The sequence below is a fragment of the Henriciella aquimarina genome, assembly GCF_002088975.1.
Lineage (GTDB): Bacteria > Pseudomonadota > Alphaproteobacteria > Caulobacterales > Hyphomonadaceae > Henriciella > Henriciella aquimarina.
In genome coordinates, this window is the sequence record NZ_NCST01000073.1 from 1 (window position 1) to 17,207 (window position 17,207).

Here is a 17,207-nt window from a genome sequence, read left to right on the forward strand (position 1 = left end):
CCAGCCGCCCCCGCCGCCTCGTCCGCCGCGCCGGTGGGCACGAACAGCGACGATACCGACCTGTTCGAACAGCAGGCCGACAGCAGCGACACCCACGAGCCCACCGAGCGCGACATGCCCGACACGCCGCCGCCCGGTCCGGAAAAGGCCGAGACGGTTCGCGAAGCCAGCAATGAGAACGAGGCCGAGCCGGCGCCCGAGCCCGCCCCCGAGGCGAGCCCTGAGCCCAGCCAGCCGGTCCAGTTCTTCCGCCGCCGCACCGACCGTCCGCCCTCCTATCTGAAGCCGGTGGGCGGCAGCCAGGCGGTCAATCTCGCCACCGCCGAAGAGACCGACGAGGACGAAGAGGCCGAGGTCGCCGAACCGTCGGCCGAGACCGAGATCGAAGCCGCCGCCGAAGCCGAAACGGCCCCCGCCGAGGAAGCCGAGACCGCCGCCACGCCGGAGGCTGCGCCCGCACAGCGTCAGGAAAGCCATGAGTGGCGCGACATCCTCGCCGACATGGACCGCGACGAGCACGTCTCCCTGCCGCGCGAGGAGACGGCTGAAGAGGTCATCCACCGGCTGATGGAATCCGGCATCCGGCTCGGCGATGTCTTCCGCCCGCGCGACAAGAAGAAGATCGCCAATGCCGCACGCAAGGGCGAAGGCTTCCGCCGCAAGGCCATCGTCGACTCCGCCTCGCGCCAGGTACAGCGCGTGCAGAAGCGCCTCGATGGCGACGGCCAGCTCATGCACATGGCCCGGGAATTCCTGGCCATGGAAGAGCCCGATGCCCTGATGGCGCTCGACAAGACCTGCCACTCCTCCAAGAATGCCAGCGCGCGCCTGTCGGCCTTCATGCTGATCGACGCCGCGCTTGGATGATTGAGACCGGCGCCGGGCTGTCCTAGGCTCGGCGTCATGTCCCTCAGACCGCCCCGTCAGGCCTTCAACCGCGCCCAGGCCGCCGAAGCGAAAAGCCCGCTCGACACCGAGATCGCCGCCGAAAAGGCCGCCGCGCTCGGCCGGGCCGGACGGGCGCTCGAAGACGCCATGGCCCGGCTTGAAGAGGACGATGCCGACATCGACCGCGAAGCCCTGCTGCTGACGGCGGCCGAAAAGGTCCAGGCCTATTTTCTCATCCGCGAACTCAACGGCTTGCGCGACCAGCGCGAGATCATCCGGGCCTATGGCATCCCCCGGCAGGTGCTGAACCGCATCGGGATAATAAGTCAGCGCTAGGCCCCCGCGCACGCAATCGCCACTTTCCCTCGCCCGAAGGCTCTAATAGGTACAGGACAACCAAGTCGTCCGGGAATTAGACAGACCGCTCATGTATCGCTCCTGCCTGCCGCTCCTTCGCTGTTTTCTGGTCCTGTGTCTTGCTGGCCTCGTGCATGCCGGCGCCCTGGCCCAGCCCGTGACGAAGCCCCAGACGCAAGCCGCGATTACCGACCTCAAGCAGGAGCTCTCCGGCCTGCAGGCGGAAGTCGACGAGACCGCCAGCCTGCTTGAAGGGGAGGTCGGCGAGAAAGAGCTGAACCGCGCCATCATTCGCATCGACGAGATCTGGACCGAATTGCAGTCCGTCGAGAACTCCGCAGACGGTATCCGCCAGCGTGCCATCGACTCCATCGATGCGGTCACGCCGCTTCTCAAGACCGGAAAGGACAGTGGCGAGCAGGCCTCTGGCGCTGAAGGGGGCGAGGCACAGCCGGTGCCGTCCGGCGATCCGGCGCTCGAAGCCGTTCTGGCCCCGTTGCGTCAGACCCGCTCGCAGGCAAGCGTCCTGGTGGCCGAGGCGCGGCTGGCCCAGATCGACGCCCAACGCCTCAGCCTTGAACTCGCCAGCATCCGCGACCAGGCCCGGGTCTCGTCCGCGCTCGACCAGGGCCCCTCGCCCCTGCAGGCCAGTGTGTGGCAAACAGCGCTGCCGCGCATGTCGACCGCGATGAACGACATCGCGACCAGTCTCGCCAACTGGCGAAAGGCCCGGCTGGCGGAAGGCAAGCCCACCCCATTTGTCATTCTGGGACTGGCCGGCGCTTTCGCCATTGCTGTGCTGCTCATCGTCAATAACCGCTTCTACAACTGGCAGGTGCGCCGCTTCTCCGAGAAGTCGCCGACCCGCCAGGCCGTCGCGTCCGCGGCGATGACAAGCTTCCTCCTGAGGCTCGGCCTCGCGCTTGTGGCCGTCGGGTTCATGGCCGGGGTGGCCGAAGCGATCGGGGCGCTCGACACGATGCCAACCTCGGTCTCCATAACGCTGGGCCTGGTGACCATCGCCGTCATCTCGGCCCGCGCGCTGGTGGAGTCGGTCATGGCGCCTCGTACCACCGCCTTCCGGCTGATCGCCATTGGCGACACCGGGGCCAGGGCGGCCTGCTTCGCCTTTGTCTCACTGGTCTTCGTTTTCGCGATCGCGAGCATCTTCGAAGCGACCGGAACCATGACGTCCCCCGGACCGGAACTGCTGGCGGCCGGGACCTTCCTGCTGTCGCTCCTGACCGCCGGCCTGCTCTTCTGGCTGGCCCTGAAGCTGAAGCCGCAAAGCGATGTCGGCTCGACCTGGCTGCGGCGGCTCATGCGTCTGCTCATCGCCGCGCTCGGCCTGTTCATTCTCGGCGCCTCCATGGCCGGGTACTCGACCCTGTCGCGCACGCTTGTCGAACAGATCGTGATGGTCTCCTTTATCCTCCTGATCGCCATCCTGGCCCGCGAGCTGTTGCGGGCGACGGCCCTCAAGGTCCTCTCCGGGGTCGTCGAGCGGCGGCGTTTCGTTTCCGCGCGCGAAGACGACCAGCCACCGCAGGAGAGCCATTCCGCCATTGAAGGCGAATTCTGGGTCCGGCTTCTGGTCGATACGGTCATGATCATCATCGTGCCGCCTTTCCTCCTGCTGGCCTTCGGCATGCCGGCCCAGGAGCTGGTCAATGAGATCCGCCGCCTGATCGCCGGCGTCGAGGTCGGCGGACAGCAGATCTCTCTCGGCCGGATTCTCTCGGCGCTGCTGACGCTCGCCGCTGTGCTTCTGGCCACGCGGCTCATCCAGCGGGCGCTGGAGAAGAGCATTCTGCCGCATACGCAGATCAGTTCCGGCGCCAGCAATTCGCTCATCACCCTGCTCGGCTATGCCGGTGTCCTCGTTGCCGGGATCGCGGCGATCAGCGTGATCGGCTTCGACCTCTCCAGCCTCGCCATCATCGCCGGGGCGCTGTCGGTCGGGATCGGTTTCGGCCTGCAGAGCATTGTCAGCAATTTCGTGGCCGGGCTCATCCTCCTCTTCGAGCGGCCTTTCAAGATCGGCGACTGGATCGTGACCCCGTCCGGCGAAGGCACGGTCCGCAAGATCAACGTCCGGGCGACCGAGGTGGAGACCTTCGACCGCCAGTCCGTCATCGTGCCGAACGCCGAACTGGTGAGCTCCTCCTTCGGCAACTGGACCCACAAGAGCGAGGTCATGCGCGTCACGGTCGCCGTTGGCGTCAAATACGGCACGGATACGCGGCTGGTGGAGAAGCTGCTGCTCGAAGCCGCCGAAACGGTCGAAAAGGTCCGCTCCTATCCCCCGGCCTATGTCGTCTTCAAAGGCTTCGGCGACAGCTCGCTCAATTTCGAGCTGCGCGGCTATATCATTGCCGACGACATCGTCACCGCCCCCTCCGAGCTGCGCCATACCATTGCCGCCATCTTCACGCGCGAGGATGTCACCATCCCGTTCCCGCAGCGCGACCTGCATGTCGACTGGCCGAAAGGCCTGCGGGAGAGCAAGGGCAGGACGGACAAAGACGAGGCGGGGGAATCTTAGGGGGCTTCTGCCTTGTCCCCGCTTCGCGATGGATCGCGCTCAGGGCTGCCCCTTGCCCGATCACCCCGGCGAAGGCCGGGGTCTCAGGCCATTCAAGCGGTCCGGGATCCCGGCCTGCGCCGGGATGAGCGGCGTGAAAGCAGCACCAAACCCGCCACGGCGTCTCCGCCTGGCGCTCCTCATCGCCCCGAAAGACAGGGCCGGGCGCGTCCTGAAGGGACGCTGATGGAACTGCCAGCCTTTCGGCGTGGCTATGAGCGCCCGTTGAGGACGCGCCCTGCGAAGGGTGTCGGCCGTTCAGGTGTCCCTCTCCCGGCCCATCTCGGTAACGGTCTGCAACGCCAGGCTGCTGGCGTCCGCCTTCGTCCCACACGATGCTCACCACATGGCAGGGGCGTTACGCCCTGCCCGCAGCCAAAAGTCACCTTCGCACCCCCACCGCCACCCGGCCGGTCCGGACCGCCCTGTCAGAGCGATGGGATGGAGAGGGGTATAGCTGGCAGGCGAAGGGGGCGGATGGATTGCTTTGGTCCGCGCTTCGCCGCAGTCGCTACAGCGCTCTTTTCAGGCCAAAATTGAACCGATCCCGCCAAACGGCGTTCTGATGAGTGCGCCACCCGCTGCGGGCCGGCGCTGGAGAAACCAGTCACCGTGCAGAATGCACAAGGAGTTTGACCCATGACCCATCTGCGCCGTCCGGCGACCCGCCATATCAGGAACGGCATGATTGCCGGTCTTCTGTCCCTCTCGAGCGCCCTTGCGCTCACGCCTGCCGCCCATGCCGCCTCCGGTCAGGATGGCGCCGTCGAGATCGTCAATGACGCTGTCGACAGGACGATGGTGGCGCTGGAAGATTCCACCATTTCGGAGTCGGAAGCCTCGAACATCGCCGATCTGGTGGCCATCGACCGTGTCGCGAAGTTCGCACTGGGCAAGACATGGGAAACGATCAGCGCCGACCAGCAGGAGCGCTATGTCGACGCCTTCCACGTCTATGCCAAGCAGCAGCTGCAGGAACACCTGTCCGGCCTGTCGAAGGCAGAGGTCGAGGTGGCCGATGTGGAGACGCGCGGCAATGGCGATGCCATCGTGATGACCAACGTCAAGACGGCGGAAGACCCGATGCAGAAGCTTAACTGGCGGGTCATCAAGGCCGATGGCGAATGGGGCATTGTCGATATCCAGGCCCAGGACGTCTGGTTCGCCATCGAACAGCGCGCCCAGTTCGACGCCATTCTCGACAAGAACAATGGCGACATCGAAGCGCTGATCACCGAATTGAAGAGCTAGAACAGCTCGACATCCGGCAAGTATAGGGCGCGTCTGGGAAACAGGCGCGCCCCTTGTCGTTCTAACGCCTGCGGAAAAAGCGGAAGACGCCGAACAGGCCGCCCAGCAGCGAGCCGATGCCGCCGACCACCATGAAGAGCGGGTCGAACTCGTCGGCCGCCGCGATCACCTGGCCAAGCCGCGAGACCTTCACTTCCACCCGGTCGGTGAAGGTGCGGATCGGCAGCGCCTCGTCGTTTTCCAGCGCGAACAGCTCGATGCGCAGCTCGTGCGTGCCGGTCTCGACCGGCTTCACCTTCCAGCGCCAGACATTCTCGGTGACCGGCGAGACGGTCTGGATCGCCGGCGAGATGGGCTCGATATCGAAGGCACTGCCCGAAAGCGTCGCCTGCGCCTTGTCGAGCACCTGGGCCTCGCCTTCCATGATATTGCCCTCGCCCGGCAGCGCATCGGCGGCCGTGTCGTCGCCGGTCGCATCAATGGCGACGGTGACCTCGAAAGCGCGGTTATAGCTCGCCGAGGTCGGAGTTTCGTGGGCGATGGGAACCGAGCGCAGCCGCTGCATCATCGGGCTGGTGGCGCGCGCGGTGCCGAACGTGTCGTCGCCGGTGTCCATCATCGCCTCGAAGCCGCCGTCCTGCACGTCGCCCCCTGGGGCCGAGCGGCGTCCCTCTGGCAAGAGAGAGCGCGGCTCGCCATCCACCGCATCGTCCGGGGCGGCCGCCTCCTCGGTGACGGGCGCCGGCGCCTGGGCCGTCTCGCCCGAGCGGCTTTCGAGATAGCGGTTGCCGCCCAGGATGATCAGGCCGAGGCCGGCCAGCAGCAGGAGTATGGTTAGCAGTCGGAACATCGGTCCACCTCAACAAGCCCGCACGGGATAGTACCGCCATTGAAGGCGATATTGTGGTGTTTGGTTAACGGGTTTGTCCAGATGGCGCCGGGCGCATTTTATGCCCCGCTCAGAGCATCCGTTCCTTGGTCGCGGTAAATTGCAGGTCCGGGTTCTTTTCCTGGGCATAGCCAACCTCCCAGGCATTCTTGGCGAGATAGACCGGGGCGCCGTCGAGATCGGTGCCGACCGAGGACTTGTTCTTTTCCAAGAAGGCTTCGAGCTTGGCCTCGTCATCGCTCGAGATCCAGCGCGCGACATTGTAGGAAGCGGCCTCGAAGACGACTTCGAGATTGTATTCCGCCGCCACACGCTCGGCCATCACGTCGATCTGCAGCGAGCCGACGGCGCCGACGATCATGTCGGAGCCAAGCGAGGGGGTGAAAAGCTGGGTGACGCCCTCTTCCGCCAGGCTTTCGAGCGCCTTGCGCAGGTGCTTCGATTTCATCGGATCCTTCGGGCGCGCCCGGCGCAGGATTTCCGGCGCGAAGTTCGGGATGCCCTGGAAGCGGATATCGCCGTTCTCCGAGAGCGAATCCCCGACGCGCAGCTGGCCGTGGTTCGGCACGCCGATCACGTCGCCGGCATAGGCGGTCTCGGCGATCTCGCGGTCCTGCGCCAGAAACATCAGCGGCGCGTGGACATTGATCTGCTTGTTCGAAGTCGTCTTCAGGCGCATGCCGCGCTTGAACTCGCCGGAACAGAGCCGGAGGAAGGCGACGCGGTCGCGGTGGTTCGGGTCCATGTTCGCCTGGATCTTGAAGACGAAGCCGGCGACCGTCTTGTCGGAACGCTCCACCGTGATCGGCTCATCCTTCCTGTGCGCCTTTTGCGGGCGCGGGCCGGGCGCGAATTCCGCCAGCGTGGAGAGCAGCTCGTTCACCCCGAAATGGCGCAGCGCCGAGCCATAGACGACCGGCGTCATGTGGCCTTCTTCATAGGCGGCGCGGTCGAAATCCGGCAGCACTTCGGTGGCCAGTTCCGCGCCCTCTTCCAGCTCGTCCATGACCATGGTGTCGATGGTGCCGCGCGCTTCCTGCAGGCCGATACGGGTACTCGGGCCGACCTCGGTCTTCTCGTCGGCGGTCTTCTTGCGGAAGGTGATGAAGTCGCCCTTGCGCAGATCCTTCATGCCGGCAAAGCGCTGGCCGGAGGCGGCCGGCCAGTAGAGCGGCGCGGTGTCGAGCTGCAGCTTGTCCTGGATCTCGTCGAGCAGTTCCAGCGGGTCGAGGGCTTCCCTGTCCATCTTGTTGATGAAGGTGACGATCGGGATGTCGCGCATGCGGCAGACTTCGAACAGCTTCAGCGTCTGCGGCTCGATGCCTTTGGCCGCGTCCAGCACCATGACGGCGGAGTCGGCAGCCGTCAGCGTGCGGTAGGTATCCTCGGAGAAGTCCTCGTGGCCCGGCGTGTCGAGCAGGTTGAAGACGAGGTTCTCGAATTCAAACGTCATGACCGACGCCGAGACCGAGATGCCGCGGTCGCGCTCGATCTTCATCCAGTCCGACTGGGTGCGCCGGCGCTCGCCCCGCGCAGCGACCTGGCCGGCCAGCCGGATCGCCCCGCCGGCCAGCAGCAGGTTTTCCGTCAGCGTGGTCTTGCCGGCGTCCGGGTGGGAAATGATGGCAAAGGTGCGCCGCCGGGCGGCTTGATCTGCAGGGGTCAAACTCATGCGCGCGAATTAGGGGGGAATGGCGGATTTGTCGAGATGAGCATGCCATTGCGAGCGGCAAAATCTGCCGCATCCTCTCGGTGCCGTCCGGGACGAGGCCGGGCCGGCGGTCTGGCGCGCAAGGCTGGCGGCCGCCCCGAACTTGCCATTGCCTTGTTTTGCCGGACCTGGCTAGGGTCCGGAAAGAGCAATTGCACGGGGTAAGGGCATGTCTGACCAATCGGCGGCAAATGAAGCGAAAGGCTTTCTCGGCTGGGTCGAGAAAACCGGCAACAAGCTGCCGGACCCGGTCTTCCTCTTCTTCTATTTCATCATCGCGCTGATGGTGGTTTCGGTCGCCTGTTCCCTGCTCGGCGTGAATGCGACGCTCAACGACCAGGTGCTCGGCGGCATGCCCGATGACCAGAAGGCCCGTTTCGGCATCGGCGAGGACGGCATCATCTCGGCCGTCAGCCTTCTGTCTGCCGAAAACATCCAGCGTCTCTGGGTGGAGATGCCGGCGACATTCACGCACTTCCACCCGCTCGGCTATGTCCTGGTCGTCATGCTCGGCGCCGGCGTGGCCGAACGCTCCGGCCTGTTTGCCGCCGGGATGCGCTCGGCCGTGCGCGGGGCGCCGACCTATCTGCTGACGCCTGTGGTCGCGCTCGTCGCCATGGTCGGCAACCATGCGGCAGACGCGGCCTATGTCGTGCTGATCCCGCTGGCCGGCGTCCTGTTCGCGGCGGCCGGGCGTCACCCGCTTGCCGGGATCGGGGCCGCCTTTGCCGGGGTCTCCGGCGGGTTTTCGGCCAACCTCTTTCCGGGCCAGCTCGACGCCCTGCTCTACGGCATCACCGAGCAGGCCGGCGAAATCCTGGTGGCCGACTATGACGCCAACATCGCCGGCAACACCTATTTCATCATCGCCCTGCTCTTCGTCTACCTGCCGATCATCTGGTTCGTGACCGACCGCATCATCGAACCGCGCCTCGGCACATGGAATCCCGCGGACGGGGACGAGGTCGCCAGCCAGGCGGCAGAAGACCAGCCGCTGACCGACAACCAGAAGGCCGGGCTCGTGCGGGCCGGGTTCGCCCTGATCGCCGTGGTCGCGCTCTGGGCGGCCATGACCTTCGGCCCCGGCACGCCGCTGATCGACGAGACGCTCTGCCCGCCCGACCAGGCGGCAGCCGGCACCTGTAATCCGGTCGCCAATCTGAGCCCCTTCTTCCGCTCGCTCGTGGCGGCTTTCCTCGTCCTTTTCCTGGCCTGCGGCTGGGCCTACGGGGCGCGGGCGGGCACGATCCGGAACCATCGCGACCTCGTGGCCATGATGGCCGATGCGATGAAGGATATGGGCTATTATCTGGTTCTCGCCTTTGCGGCCGCGCACTTCGTGGCGATGTTCGGCTGGTCGAATCTCGGCCTGATCAGTGCCGTGCATGGCGCCTCGGCCATCGAGAATTCCGGCTTGCCGCTGCCCATCTTGCTGGGGCTGATCGTGCTCTTCTCGGCACTGATCAACCTGTTTGTGGGATCGGCCAGTGCGAAATGGGCCCTGCTGGCACCCGTCATGGTGCCGATGCTGATGCTGCTCGGCGTGTCGCCGGACGGGGCCACGGCGGTTTACCGCGTGGGCGATGCGGCAACCAACATCATTACCCCGCTCATGGTCTATTTCCCGCTGATCCTGGTCTTCGCCCAGCGCTGGCAGACGGATTTCGGGCTGGGAAGCCTGACGGCCATGATGATCCCCTACTCGATCTGGATGCTTCTGTCGGGCGTGCTTCTCGTCGTCGCCTGGGTCTATCTCGGCTGGGATCTCGGGCCGGGCGCGCCGATGCGGTTCGAGCTTTCAGGCGCGGGCTGAGGCCGGCGCGCGGTCCGGCCCTGCAGGCTTACTGAAGCGCCGAGAGGGCCCCGCCCGGCCGGTCGGCCGCTTCGTCACCCTCATGGCTGACACCGCGCGCGAAGACTTCCAGCACATAGACCGGGATCGCCCGCAGCATCGGGAAGGTCGAGCCATTGGGGCGCATCCGCAGGATGAAGCTGTTGGCACCGGTGCGGGCAATGATCAGGGCGGCGAGGTCGCGCGCTTCCTGATAGCCGATGGCGCGCTGGCTGATGCGCGCCTCGTCCAGCCGGGCATGCACGAAGTCGACCACATCCTGCGCCATGAAGGCATGCGGCGCGCCGCAGCCGAGCGACTGCCAGCGGCGCTCGAGATGCATTTCGGGCATCTCGACATCGACAATGTGATCGTTCAGCAGGAAGAGCATGTGCCCGATCCCCCAAGCCCTTGCAATCAAGGTGTCTCTGATTTGCTCTTAACGGAGGGTTACCGGGCGAGGCGGAGGCCGTAACTAAGGGACGGCCCTTAGACCTCAGACGCCGTGTATCTCGCCGGCAGCCGCCTCGGCCTTCACCCATTTGATGAAGGCGCGCACATCCTCGGAGATGTGGCGGCCCTTCGGCCAGACGAGCCAGTAGCCGAAATCGATACTGGTCGAGCCGTCGGCAAAGGGCGCGACCAGACGGCCGGCCGCCATGTCGGCCGACGCAATGGCGCGCTTGGCCAGCACGACGCCCCGGCCGGAAGCGGCCGCCTCGATCGCCATGGAGGACTGGTTGAAACGCGGGCCGCGCTGGGCCTCCATCCGGTCGGCCACCCCGCGCGCGGCAAGCCAGCTCATCCAGTCGGGACAGGACGGATCCTGCTCGGTGCTCTCATCGTGGATGAGGGTGTGCTTGGCGAGGTCTTCGGGCCGGCGGATGGCGTCCGAGCCTTCCAGCAGGCGCGGCGAGCAGACGGGCAGGACGGTCTCGTCCATCAGTTTTTCTGATTTCAGCCCGTCATAGTCGCCCCGGCCATAGCGGATGGCAAAGTCGGCATCGGCGGTGGTAAAATCGGTCAGCGCGATATCAGCCGAGATCCAGGCCTCGATGCCGGGATTGGAGATATGGAAGCGGTCGAGCCGCGGGGCGAGCCACTTGGCGGCGAAGGAGGGCGCGCACGAGACCATGACCCGGCCCTTGCGGGCGGGCTGCTGCATGATGCGGCCGGATTCTGCAATCTTCGCGAAGGCTTCGCGCACCAGCGGCAGGCTGGCCTGCGCGGCATCGGTCAGCAGGACGCTGCGGCCGGTCCGCTTGAAGAGCGGCGTGCCGGCATACTCCTCCAGCTGGCGGATATGCTGGGAGATGGCGCCGGGCGTGACGTTCAGTTCCTCGGCCGCCTTGCTGAAGGACAGACGCCGGGCCGCCGCCTCGAAGGCGCGCAGCGCATTCAGCGGGGGAAGACGGTCATTGTTCTCGGCCATATCCGGCGTTCCATAGTTTATCTAAACGATCGGATGAGGGGTCTACGCTTGCTGAGGCGGGGCCACAAGTCCCATTTTCCGGGCTCGATATCGACGATCATCCAAGCGAGCCGCCTCATGCGCCTGTTTCCCGCCTTCTTCCAGATGGACGATGCCCATGTCGTGATCTTCGGCAACGGCCCCGAAGCCGAACGCAAGACACGCCTTGTCGCAAAGACCCCGGCGCGCATCTCCCTTGTCGCTCATGCCCTGCCCCGCTGGGCGGAAAGCTTCGGCGAGCAGATCAGCCTGATCCAGCCCAGACAGGCCGGCCAGGCGCTCGACACCGCCCGCTTCACCATCATCGCGCTGGAGACCGAAGCCGAAGTGCAATGGGCCCATGAGCTGGCCCGCGCCTATGGCGTGCCGGTCAATGCCGTCGACCGCAAGGATCTCTGCGACTTCACCATCCCAAGCCTGCTCGACCGCGGCGATGTCGTCGCCGCTGTCGCGACCGGCGGCGCGGCCCCGGTCATCGCCAAGGATATCCGCGCCAAGCTCGAAAGCCTGCTGCCCGAACGCGTCGGCGCACTGGCGGCCCTGGCCGAGCGCTGGCGCCCGGCGGTGAAGGCCGCCATCGACGACGGTACGGCGCGCCGGCATTTCTGGGAAACCGCGCTGCGCGGCCCCGTCGCCGAAGCGGTCTATGCCAATCAGGATGCCCGCGCCGAAGCGCTGATGGGCGAGACGCTGGAAAGGTTTGCCCAAGGCACCGACCGGGCTGAACTCGGCCCTGTCCACATCGTGGGCGCCGGCCCCGGCGATCCGGAGCTGCTGACACTGAAAGCCTTCCGCCTGATCCAGCAGGCCGATGTCGTCTTCCACGACAAGCTCGTCTCCGCCGAGATCCTCGACATGATCCGCCGCGACGCCGAACGCGTGCCGGTCGGTAAGTCGAAGGGCGAGCATCTCGTCCCGCAGGACGGCATTCACGAACTGATGATCGCCGCCTCCCGCGAGGGCAAGCGCGTGGTGCGCCTGAAAGGCGGCGACCCGTTCGTCTTCGGGCGCGGAGGCGAGGAAGTCGACGCGCTGCGCGAAGCCGGGATCGAGGCGCATGTCGTGCCGGGCATTTCATCCGCGCTTGGCTGCGCGGCCTCGGCGAAGCTGCCGCTCACCCATCGCGACCATGCCCAGTCGGTCACCTTCGTCACCGGCCATGCCCAGAAGGGCGGCGTGCCGGACCTCGACTGGGCGGGCCTTGCCAAGCCGCACCAGACCGTCGTCGTCTTCATGGGCGTCGGCACAGCCGGGATCATTGCCGGCAAGCTGCAGGAGGCGGGCCTGTCGGGCGAGACGCCGGTCGGGGTGATCGAGAACGGCACCCGCGCAAATGAGAAACGCGCCTTCGGCGAGCTTGCCAACCTGCCCGCCATCATCGAGAAGCGCGGCATCAAGGGCCCGGCCCTGCTCATCATCGGCACGGTGGCGAAACTGCCCGCCGAAGCCCAGCAACAGATCATCGAAGAGGCGCTTGCATGACGTCCGTCCGCCCGAAACTGAAACCCGACCAGCCCAAGGCCGTCACCGCTTGGGAAACCGCGACCGGCAAGGTCGTCTGGATGGCCGAGGATGGCAGCTGGAGCAATGATCCGGCCAGGATCGGCGTCTTCACCGGCGAGGAGGCCGACAAGCGCCTCGCCGATGCCGCCGCCCAGGAAGGCACCGTCACCGATCCGTATTTCATGCAGGTCACCGAAGGCGGCGAGGTCGACGGGCGCGAGACGCTGCGCGAAACGATCCGCGCCAATGGCCCGACCATCCACCCCGAATTCCAGCGAGGCGCGGAATGATCCGTATTTTCGGCGACAGCATTTCCGGCAACTGCCAGAAGGTGAAATGGGTGGTGGAGCAGCTCGACATTCCGCATGAGTGGGTCGAGGTCGACATCCTGAAGGGTGAGACGCGCACCGACGACTTCCTGGCCATCAACCCGTTCGGCCAGGTCCCGGTCATCCAGCTCGATGACGGGCGCACGCTGGCCCAGTCCAATGCCATCATTTCCTGGTTGGCCGAGGGCAGCGACCTCGTGCCCGACGACACGTTCGAGCGCGCCAAGATGCTGGAATGGATGTTCTGGGAGCAATACTCCCACGAGACCGCCATCGCCGTGCGCCGCTTCCAGAAGCTTTACCAGGAAAAATCCGACGACGAGATCGATCCGCAGCTGATCCCCAAGGGCCGCCGGGCGCTGGGGCGCATGGAAATGGCCCTGCTCGGCAATGACTGGATCGCCGGCGGCGAGACGATGACGCTCGCCGACATCTCGCTGCTTGCCTATACCCGCCTGGCCCACGAAGGCGGGTTCGACGTGTCCGAGTTTCCAGCCGTCCATGGCTGGATTGCGCGCTGCGAGCGCGAACTCGGCCTTCCCCATCTCCACGAGGTAACCGATGTACAGGTATGACGAATTCGACGCACAGCTGGTGCGCGAGCGCGTTCAGCAGTTCCGCGGACAGGTGGACCGCCGCCTGTCGGGCGAACTGAAGGAAGACGAATTCAAGCCGCTGCGCCTGCAGAACGGCGTCTATCTCCAGCTGCACGCCTACATGCTGCGCGTGGCCGTGCCCTATGGCCAGCTGAGCCCGTCCAAGATGCGGCGGCTGGCGCGGATCGCACGCGTCTATGACCGCGGCTACGGCCACTTCACGACGCGCCAGAACATCCAGTTCAACTGGGTCGCGCTGAAGGATATTCCCGACGTGCTGGAGGAGCTCGCCGAGGTCGAGATGCATGCCATCCAGACGTCGGGCAACTGCATCCGCAACACGACGAGCGACCATTATGCCGGCGCGACCAAGGACGAGGTGATGGATCCGCGCCCCTGGTGCGAGATCATCCGGCAATGGTCGACCTTCCATCCGGAATTCGCCTTCCTGCCGCGCAAGTTCAAGATCGCCGTGACGGCGGCCGAGCATGACCGCGCCGCGATCAAGGTCCACGATATCGGGCTGAACATCCGCCAGAAGAATGGCGAGGTCGGCTTCGAGGTTTTCGTCGGCGGCGGCCAGGGCCGCACGCCGCACATCGCCGCCAAGGTGGCCGACTTCGTGCCGGAGCGCGAACTGCTCGATTATCTGGAAGCGATCATGCGCGTCTATAACCGGTTCGGCCGTCGCGACAACAAGTACAAGGCGCGCATCAAGATCCTCGTTGCCGAAACCGGCGAGGAAGAGTTCCGCCGCCTGGTCGAGGAAGAATATGCCGCCCAGCGCGAGCATGAGAAGATCGACCTGCCGCAGGACGAGATCGACCGCATCCATGCCTATTTTGCCCCGCCCGCGCTTGAGGCCAGGCCGGCGACGTCTGAAAGCTTCGAGCGGGCCAAGACCGCCGATCCGGCCTTTGCCCGCTGGACGCGCGCCAACCTGCATGAGCACAAGGTGGACGGCTATACGACGGTGACGGTGAGCCTGAAGCCGCTGGGCGTGGCCCCCGGCGACGCGACAGACACGCAGATGATGGTCGTCGCGCATCTCGCCGAGACCTATGGCCATGACGATATCCGCGTCACCCATGCGCAGAACCTGGTCCTGCCGCATATCGCGCTGGACGATCTCTATGACGTCTACCGCGAACTGGATGCGGCCGGGCTCGCCACGCCGAATGAGGGCCTGATCTCGGACATGATCGTCTGCCCGGGGCTCGACTATTGCAACCTCGCCAATGCCCGCTCCATCCCGGTCGGCATGGCGATCCAGGAAGCCTTCGCCGACCCGGACGACCAGGCCGATATCGGCAAGTTCCACATCAACATTTCCGGCTGCATCAATGCCTGCGGCCACCACCATGTCGGCCATGTCGGCATTCTGGGCGTCGACCGGAAAGGCGAGGAATACTACCAGATCACGCTGGGCGGGCGCGCCGACGAGAAGGCCGCCATCGGCGCGATCGCCGGGCCGGGCCTGAAAGCCGAGGATGTGCCGGTGGCACTGAAACGGCTGGTCGACCGCTACCGCGAGCTGCGCACCAGCAAGGATGAGAGCTTCATCGAGACCTTCGAACGCGAAGGCATGGACGCCTTCAAGGAGGCGATCTATGCGGGCGCGTAACGGGTTTGCTCATGTGTCGCGCCGGACCGCTGTTTGGACGCCTTCCCACGGATAAATCGTGGTGAAGCGTGTCAGAAGAATTGATCGAAAGACGACTAATCGCTCCCTGAGCCCTCCTCCACGGCCGGGATGACAAGACAAGGTTTTCCAGGAATGCCACTCATCAAGAACCGACAGGAAGTCGATGATATCTGGGCGTTTGTCCCCGATGACGCCCCGCTCTCGCCGGGCGGCTGCATCACCGTCTCGCTCGGCCGCTTCCGCAGCGAGCAGGAGCTTCTGCTGGCGCGCAACACCGAGATCGGGGTGCGCCTGGAGCCCGCCGACGACCCGCACGAACTGGAGGATCACCTTGAGCGGCTGTCGCTCATCGAGATCAGTTTTCCGAAATATACAGACGGGCGCGGCTATTCGCAGGCACAGGTTCTGCGCCGGAGGCTTGCCTATGAGGGCGAACTTCGTGCAGTGGGCCACGTCCTGAGAGATCAGATTCTCTATATGAACCGTTCAGGGTTCGATGCTTTCGAGACTGAGAGGGCCGAACTACCTTCCATCATAGAGGCACTGGAAGAATTTTCAGTGTTTTATCAACCGGCCGCAGACGGGGCAAAAACCGTTTTCGCGCGCCGACACAGCAAAGATTAGGGGCACATATTCATGCCTTATGCGGACCAGAACACACGTTTCATGCAGCCTGTGGACGAGCGACTCGCCCGGCTGAACGGTGAGCTGCGTCATGCGTCCGCCACGACGATCCTGCGCGCCTCGCTCATCCGCGAATGGCCGCAGAAGCTCACCTATGTCTCGAGCTTCGGCGCCGAGAGCGCGGTGATGCTGTCGCTGATCGCCGATGTCGATCCGGATTTCCCGGTCGTCTTCCTCGAGACCGGCATGCACTTCCCGCAGACGCTGGATTACAAGGACGAGCTGATCGACCGGCTCGGCCTGACCAATGTCCGCGAGATTCCGCCGAGCGAAACCGAGCGCAAGGTGCTCGATCCGAAGAACACGCTCTGGAAGTCCGATCCGGACGCCTGCTGTGCGCTTCGCAAAGTCCGCCCCCTGGAGCCCGCCCTGGAAGGCTTCGACGCCTGGATCACCGGGCGCAAGCGTTTCCACGGCGGTGCGCGGATGAGCCTGCCGGTCTTCGAGTTTGCCGACGGGCGCTTCAAGGTGAACCCGCTGGCGAGCTGGACGCAGGACGATGTCGACGCCTTCTTCGCGCATCGCAATCTGCCGCGCCACCCGCTGGTCGCGCAGGGCTATCCTTCCATTGGCTGCTGGCCCTGCACCCAGCCGGCCGCCGATCCGAGCGATATCCGTTCGGGCCGCTGGGCCGGCATGGAAAAGAGCGAATGCGGCCTGCATGTCGAGAAAAACGAGCGTCCGCGCGTCTTTTAAGGCGCGCGGCAACGCCGCTCAAATCGCCGCAAAAATTGCGGCTCCCCGCTTCAACGCAGTTGTGCTACCATAGTTCCGTCAAATTTTGTCATATAGTCGGGAACCATGACTGGTATCACACGTTTGCTGCTCTCCGCCTTTATCGCAATCACCCTGCCCGCCTCCTTCGCGAGCGCGAAGACGGTGCGGGATATGGGATCCACGGCCCGCGCCGTCATGGGGGATTCCCTCTGGCAGGAAGCGCTGGCCGCGCATGACGCCCATGCCGACAGCATCACGAATGACGACTATATGATCGTCATCGACTATGCGCGCCCGTCCGGCGAAGCGCGCTTCTTCGTGATCGACATGCAGGAAGAGACCGCCAAGGCGTATCTCGTCTCCCACGGGCGCAATTCCGACAAGAACAATGACGGCATCGCCGACGCCTTCTCCAACGTATCCGGCTCGAAGATGACCTCGCTCGGCACCTATGTCACCGCCGAGACCTATTACGGCAAGCATGGCCTCTCGCTGCGCCTCGACGGGCTCGAGGACAGCAATGACGCCGCGCGTGCCCGCGCCATCGTCATTCACGGCGCCGACTATGTGAATGCCAGCCGCGCGAAGATGGGCCGCAGCTGGGGCTGCCCGGCGCTTGAACAGGCGGTTGCTGCCGACCTCATCCCCAAGATCGCCGAAGGCGCTCTGATCTATACGCGCGGCCCGGGCGCCGAAGCCCAGCAATTTGCACAGGTCGACGGCAAGGCTGGCTAAGCCCCGCCTCACCCAC

15 protein-coding genes and 1 pseudogene are annotated in these 17,207 nt (G+C 65.3%); 12 read left to right on the forward strand and 4 right to left on the reverse strand.

Annotated features, from left to right (window positions below):
* The 4 genes and pseudogenes from B8784_RS21600 to B8784_RS11845 all read left to right on the forward strand — a co-directional run.
* Positions 1–867: pseudogene (locus tag B8784_RS21600) on the forward strand (hypothetical protein); the annotation flags it as partial.
* 36 nt (positions 868–903) lie between these two features.
* A complete protein-coding gene (locus B8784_RS11835) occupies positions 904–1,224 on the forward strand; it encodes a DUF6665 family protein (protein WP_084398167.1) in 321 nt (106 codons plus the stop codon).
* A 91-nt stretch (positions 1,225–1,315) separates the two neighbouring features.
* Entirely contained in the window at positions 1,316–3,790 is a 2,475-nt protein-coding gene (locus B8784_RS11840; protein ID WP_084398168.1) for a mechanosensitive ion channel family protein, read from the forward strand.
* A 678-nt stretch (positions 3,791–4,468) separates the two neighbouring features.
* On the forward strand, positions 4,469–5,080 hold the full coding sequence (locus B8784_RS11845; RefSeq protein WP_084398169.1) for an MlaC/ttg2D family ABC transporter substrate-binding protein: 612 nt from the start codon (positions 4,469–4,471) through the stop codon (positions 5,078–5,080).
* Between the two features lie 61 nt (positions 5,081–5,141).
* On the opposite strand, the gene B8784_RS11850 is transcribed toward B8784_RS11845, so the two are convergent.
* Positions 5,142–5,930, reverse strand: coding sequence for a hypothetical protein (locus B8784_RS11850; protein WP_084398170.1), 789 nt, complete (start codon positions 5,928–5,930; stop codon positions 5,142–5,144).
* A gap of 109 nt (positions 5,931–6,039) precedes the next feature.
* Complete coding sequence (locus B8784_RS11855) at positions 6,040–7,641, reverse strand: peptide chain release factor 3 (protein WP_084398171.1); 1,602 nt, start codon at positions 7,639–7,641, stop codon at positions 6,040–6,042.
* Positions 7,642–7,849: 208 nt separating this feature from the next.
* Between B8784_RS11855 and B8784_RS11860 the strand changes: the two genes are divergently transcribed.
* Positions 7,850–9,493 carry an AbgT family transporter gene (locus tag B8784_RS11860; RefSeq protein WP_084398172.1) on the forward strand — a complete coding sequence of 548 codons (1,644 nt, stop codon included), beginning with the start codon at positions 7,850–7,852 and terminating at the stop codon, positions 9,491–9,493.
* A 28-nt stretch (positions 9,494–9,521) separates the two neighbouring features.
* Here the strand turns inward: B8784_RS11860 and B8784_RS11865 are convergent, their stop codons facing one another.
* A complete protein-coding gene (locus tag B8784_RS11865; RefSeq protein WP_084398173.1) occupies positions 9,522–9,902 on the reverse strand; it encodes a hypothetical protein in 381 nt (126 codons plus the stop codon).
* A 105-nt stretch (positions 9,903–10,007) separates the two neighbouring features.
* Complete coding sequence (gene gcvA / locus B8784_RS11870; protein ID WP_084398174.1) at positions 10,008–10,943, reverse strand: transcriptional regulator GcvA; 936 nt, start codon at positions 10,941–10,943, stop codon at positions 10,008–10,010.
* Between the two features lie 117 nt (positions 10,944–11,060).
* On the opposite strand from gcvA, the gene cysG reads away from it, so the two are divergent.
* From cysG to B8784_RS11905, 7 genes are all read left to right on the forward strand, one after another.
* Complete coding sequence (cysG, locus tag B8784_RS11875; protein ID WP_084398213.1) at positions 11,061–12,464, forward strand: siroheme synthase CysG; 1,404 nt, start codon at positions 11,061–11,063, stop codon at positions 12,462–12,464.
* On the forward strand, positions 12,461–12,775 hold the full coding sequence (locus B8784_RS11880; protein WP_084398175.1) for a DUF2849 domain-containing protein: 315 nt from the start codon (positions 12,461–12,463) through the stop codon (positions 12,773–12,775). The genes cysG and B8784_RS11880 overlap by 4 nt, the downstream gene beginning before the upstream one ends.
* A complete protein-coding gene (locus B8784_RS11885) occupies positions 12,772–13,389 on the forward strand; it encodes a glutathione S-transferase family protein (RefSeq protein WP_084398176.1) in 618 nt (205 codons plus the stop codon). The genes B8784_RS11880 and B8784_RS11885 overlap by 4 nt, the downstream gene beginning before the upstream one ends.
* The gene (locus B8784_RS11890) at positions 13,376–15,034 is read left to right on the forward strand and encodes a nitrite/sulfite reductase (RefSeq protein ID WP_084398177.1); all 1,659 of its coding nucleotides are present in this window, start codon (positions 13,376–13,378) and stop codon (positions 15,032–15,034) included. The genes B8784_RS11885 and B8784_RS11890 overlap by 14 nt, the downstream gene beginning before the upstream one ends.
* 153 nt (positions 15,035–15,187) lie before the next feature.
* A complete protein-coding gene (locus B8784_RS11895; protein WP_084398178.1) occupies positions 15,188–15,679 on the forward strand; it encodes a DUF934 domain-containing protein in 492 nt (163 codons plus the stop codon).
* A 12-nt stretch (positions 15,680–15,691) separates the two neighbouring features.
* Complete coding sequence (locus tag B8784_RS11900) at positions 15,692–16,435, forward strand: phosphoadenylyl-sulfate reductase (protein ID WP_084398179.1); 744 nt, start codon at positions 15,692–15,694, stop codon at positions 16,433–16,435.
* 105 nt (positions 16,436–16,540) lie between these two features.
* The gene (locus B8784_RS11905; RefSeq protein WP_084398180.1) at positions 16,541–17,191 is read left to right on the forward strand and encodes a murein L,D-transpeptidase catalytic domain family protein; all 651 of its coding nucleotides are present in this window, start codon (positions 16,541–16,543) and stop codon (positions 17,189–17,191) included.
* Positions 17,192–17,207: the final 16 nt, after the last annotated feature.

Bases quoted from the DNA above. Each gene is read 5' to 3' on its own strand.
- gcvA (WP_084398174.1), bottom strand. From the start codon at position 10,943: ATGGCCGAGAACAATGACCGTCTTCCCCCGCTGAATGCGCTGCGCGCC.
- B8784_RS11890 (WP_084398177.1), top strand. From the start codon at position 13,376: ATGTACAGGTATGACGAATTCGACGCACAGCTGGTGCGCGAGCGCGTT.
- B8784_RS11855 (WP_084398171.1), bottom strand. From the start codon at position 7,641: ATGAGTTTGACCCCTGCAGATCAAGCCGCCCGGCGGCGCACCTTTGCC.
- cysG (WP_084398213.1), top strand. From the start codon at position 11,061: ATGCGCCTGTTTCCCGCCTTCTTCCAGATGGACGATGCCCATGTCGTG.
- B8784_RS11905 (WP_084398180.1), top strand. From the start codon at position 16,541: ATGACTGGTATCACACGTTTGCTGCTCTCCGCCTTTATCGCAATCACC.
- B8784_RS11885 (WP_084398176.1), top strand. From the start codon at position 12,772: ATGATCCGTATTTTCGGCGACAGCATTTCCGGCAACTGCCAGAAGGTG.
- B8784_RS11860 (WP_084398172.1), top strand. From the start codon at position 7,850: ATGTCTGACCAATCGGCGGCAAATGAAGCGAAAGGCTTTCTCGGCTGG.
- B8784_RS11900 (WP_084398179.1), top strand. From the start codon at position 15,692: ATGCCTTATGCGGACCAGAACACACGTTTCATGCAGCCTGTGGACGAG.
- B8784_RS11880 (WP_084398175.1), top strand. From the start codon at position 12,461: ATGACGTCCGTCCGCCCGAAACTGAAACCCGACCAGCCCAAGGCCGTC.
- B8784_RS11840 (WP_084398168.1), top strand. From the start codon at position 1,316: ATGTATCGCTCCTGCCTGCCGCTCCTTCGCTGTTTTCTGGTCCTGTGT.
- B8784_RS11865 (WP_084398173.1), bottom strand. From the start codon at position 9,902: ATGCTCTTCCTGCTGAACGATCACATTGTCGATGTCGAGATGCCCGAA.
- B8784_RS11845 (WP_084398169.1), top strand. From the start codon at position 4,469: ATGACCCATCTGCGCCGTCCGGCGACCCGCCATATCAGGAACGGCATG.
- B8784_RS11850 (WP_084398170.1), bottom strand. From the start codon at position 5,930: ATGTTCCGACTGCTAACCATACTCCTGCTGCTGGCCGGCCTCGGCCTG.
- B8784_RS11835 (WP_084398167.1), top strand. From the start codon at position 904: ATGTCCCTCAGACCGCCCCGTCAGGCCTTCAACCGCGCCCAGGCCGCC.
- B8784_RS11895 (WP_084398178.1), top strand. From the start codon at position 15,188: ATGCCACTCATCAAGAACCGACAGGAAGTCGATGATATCTGGGCGTTT.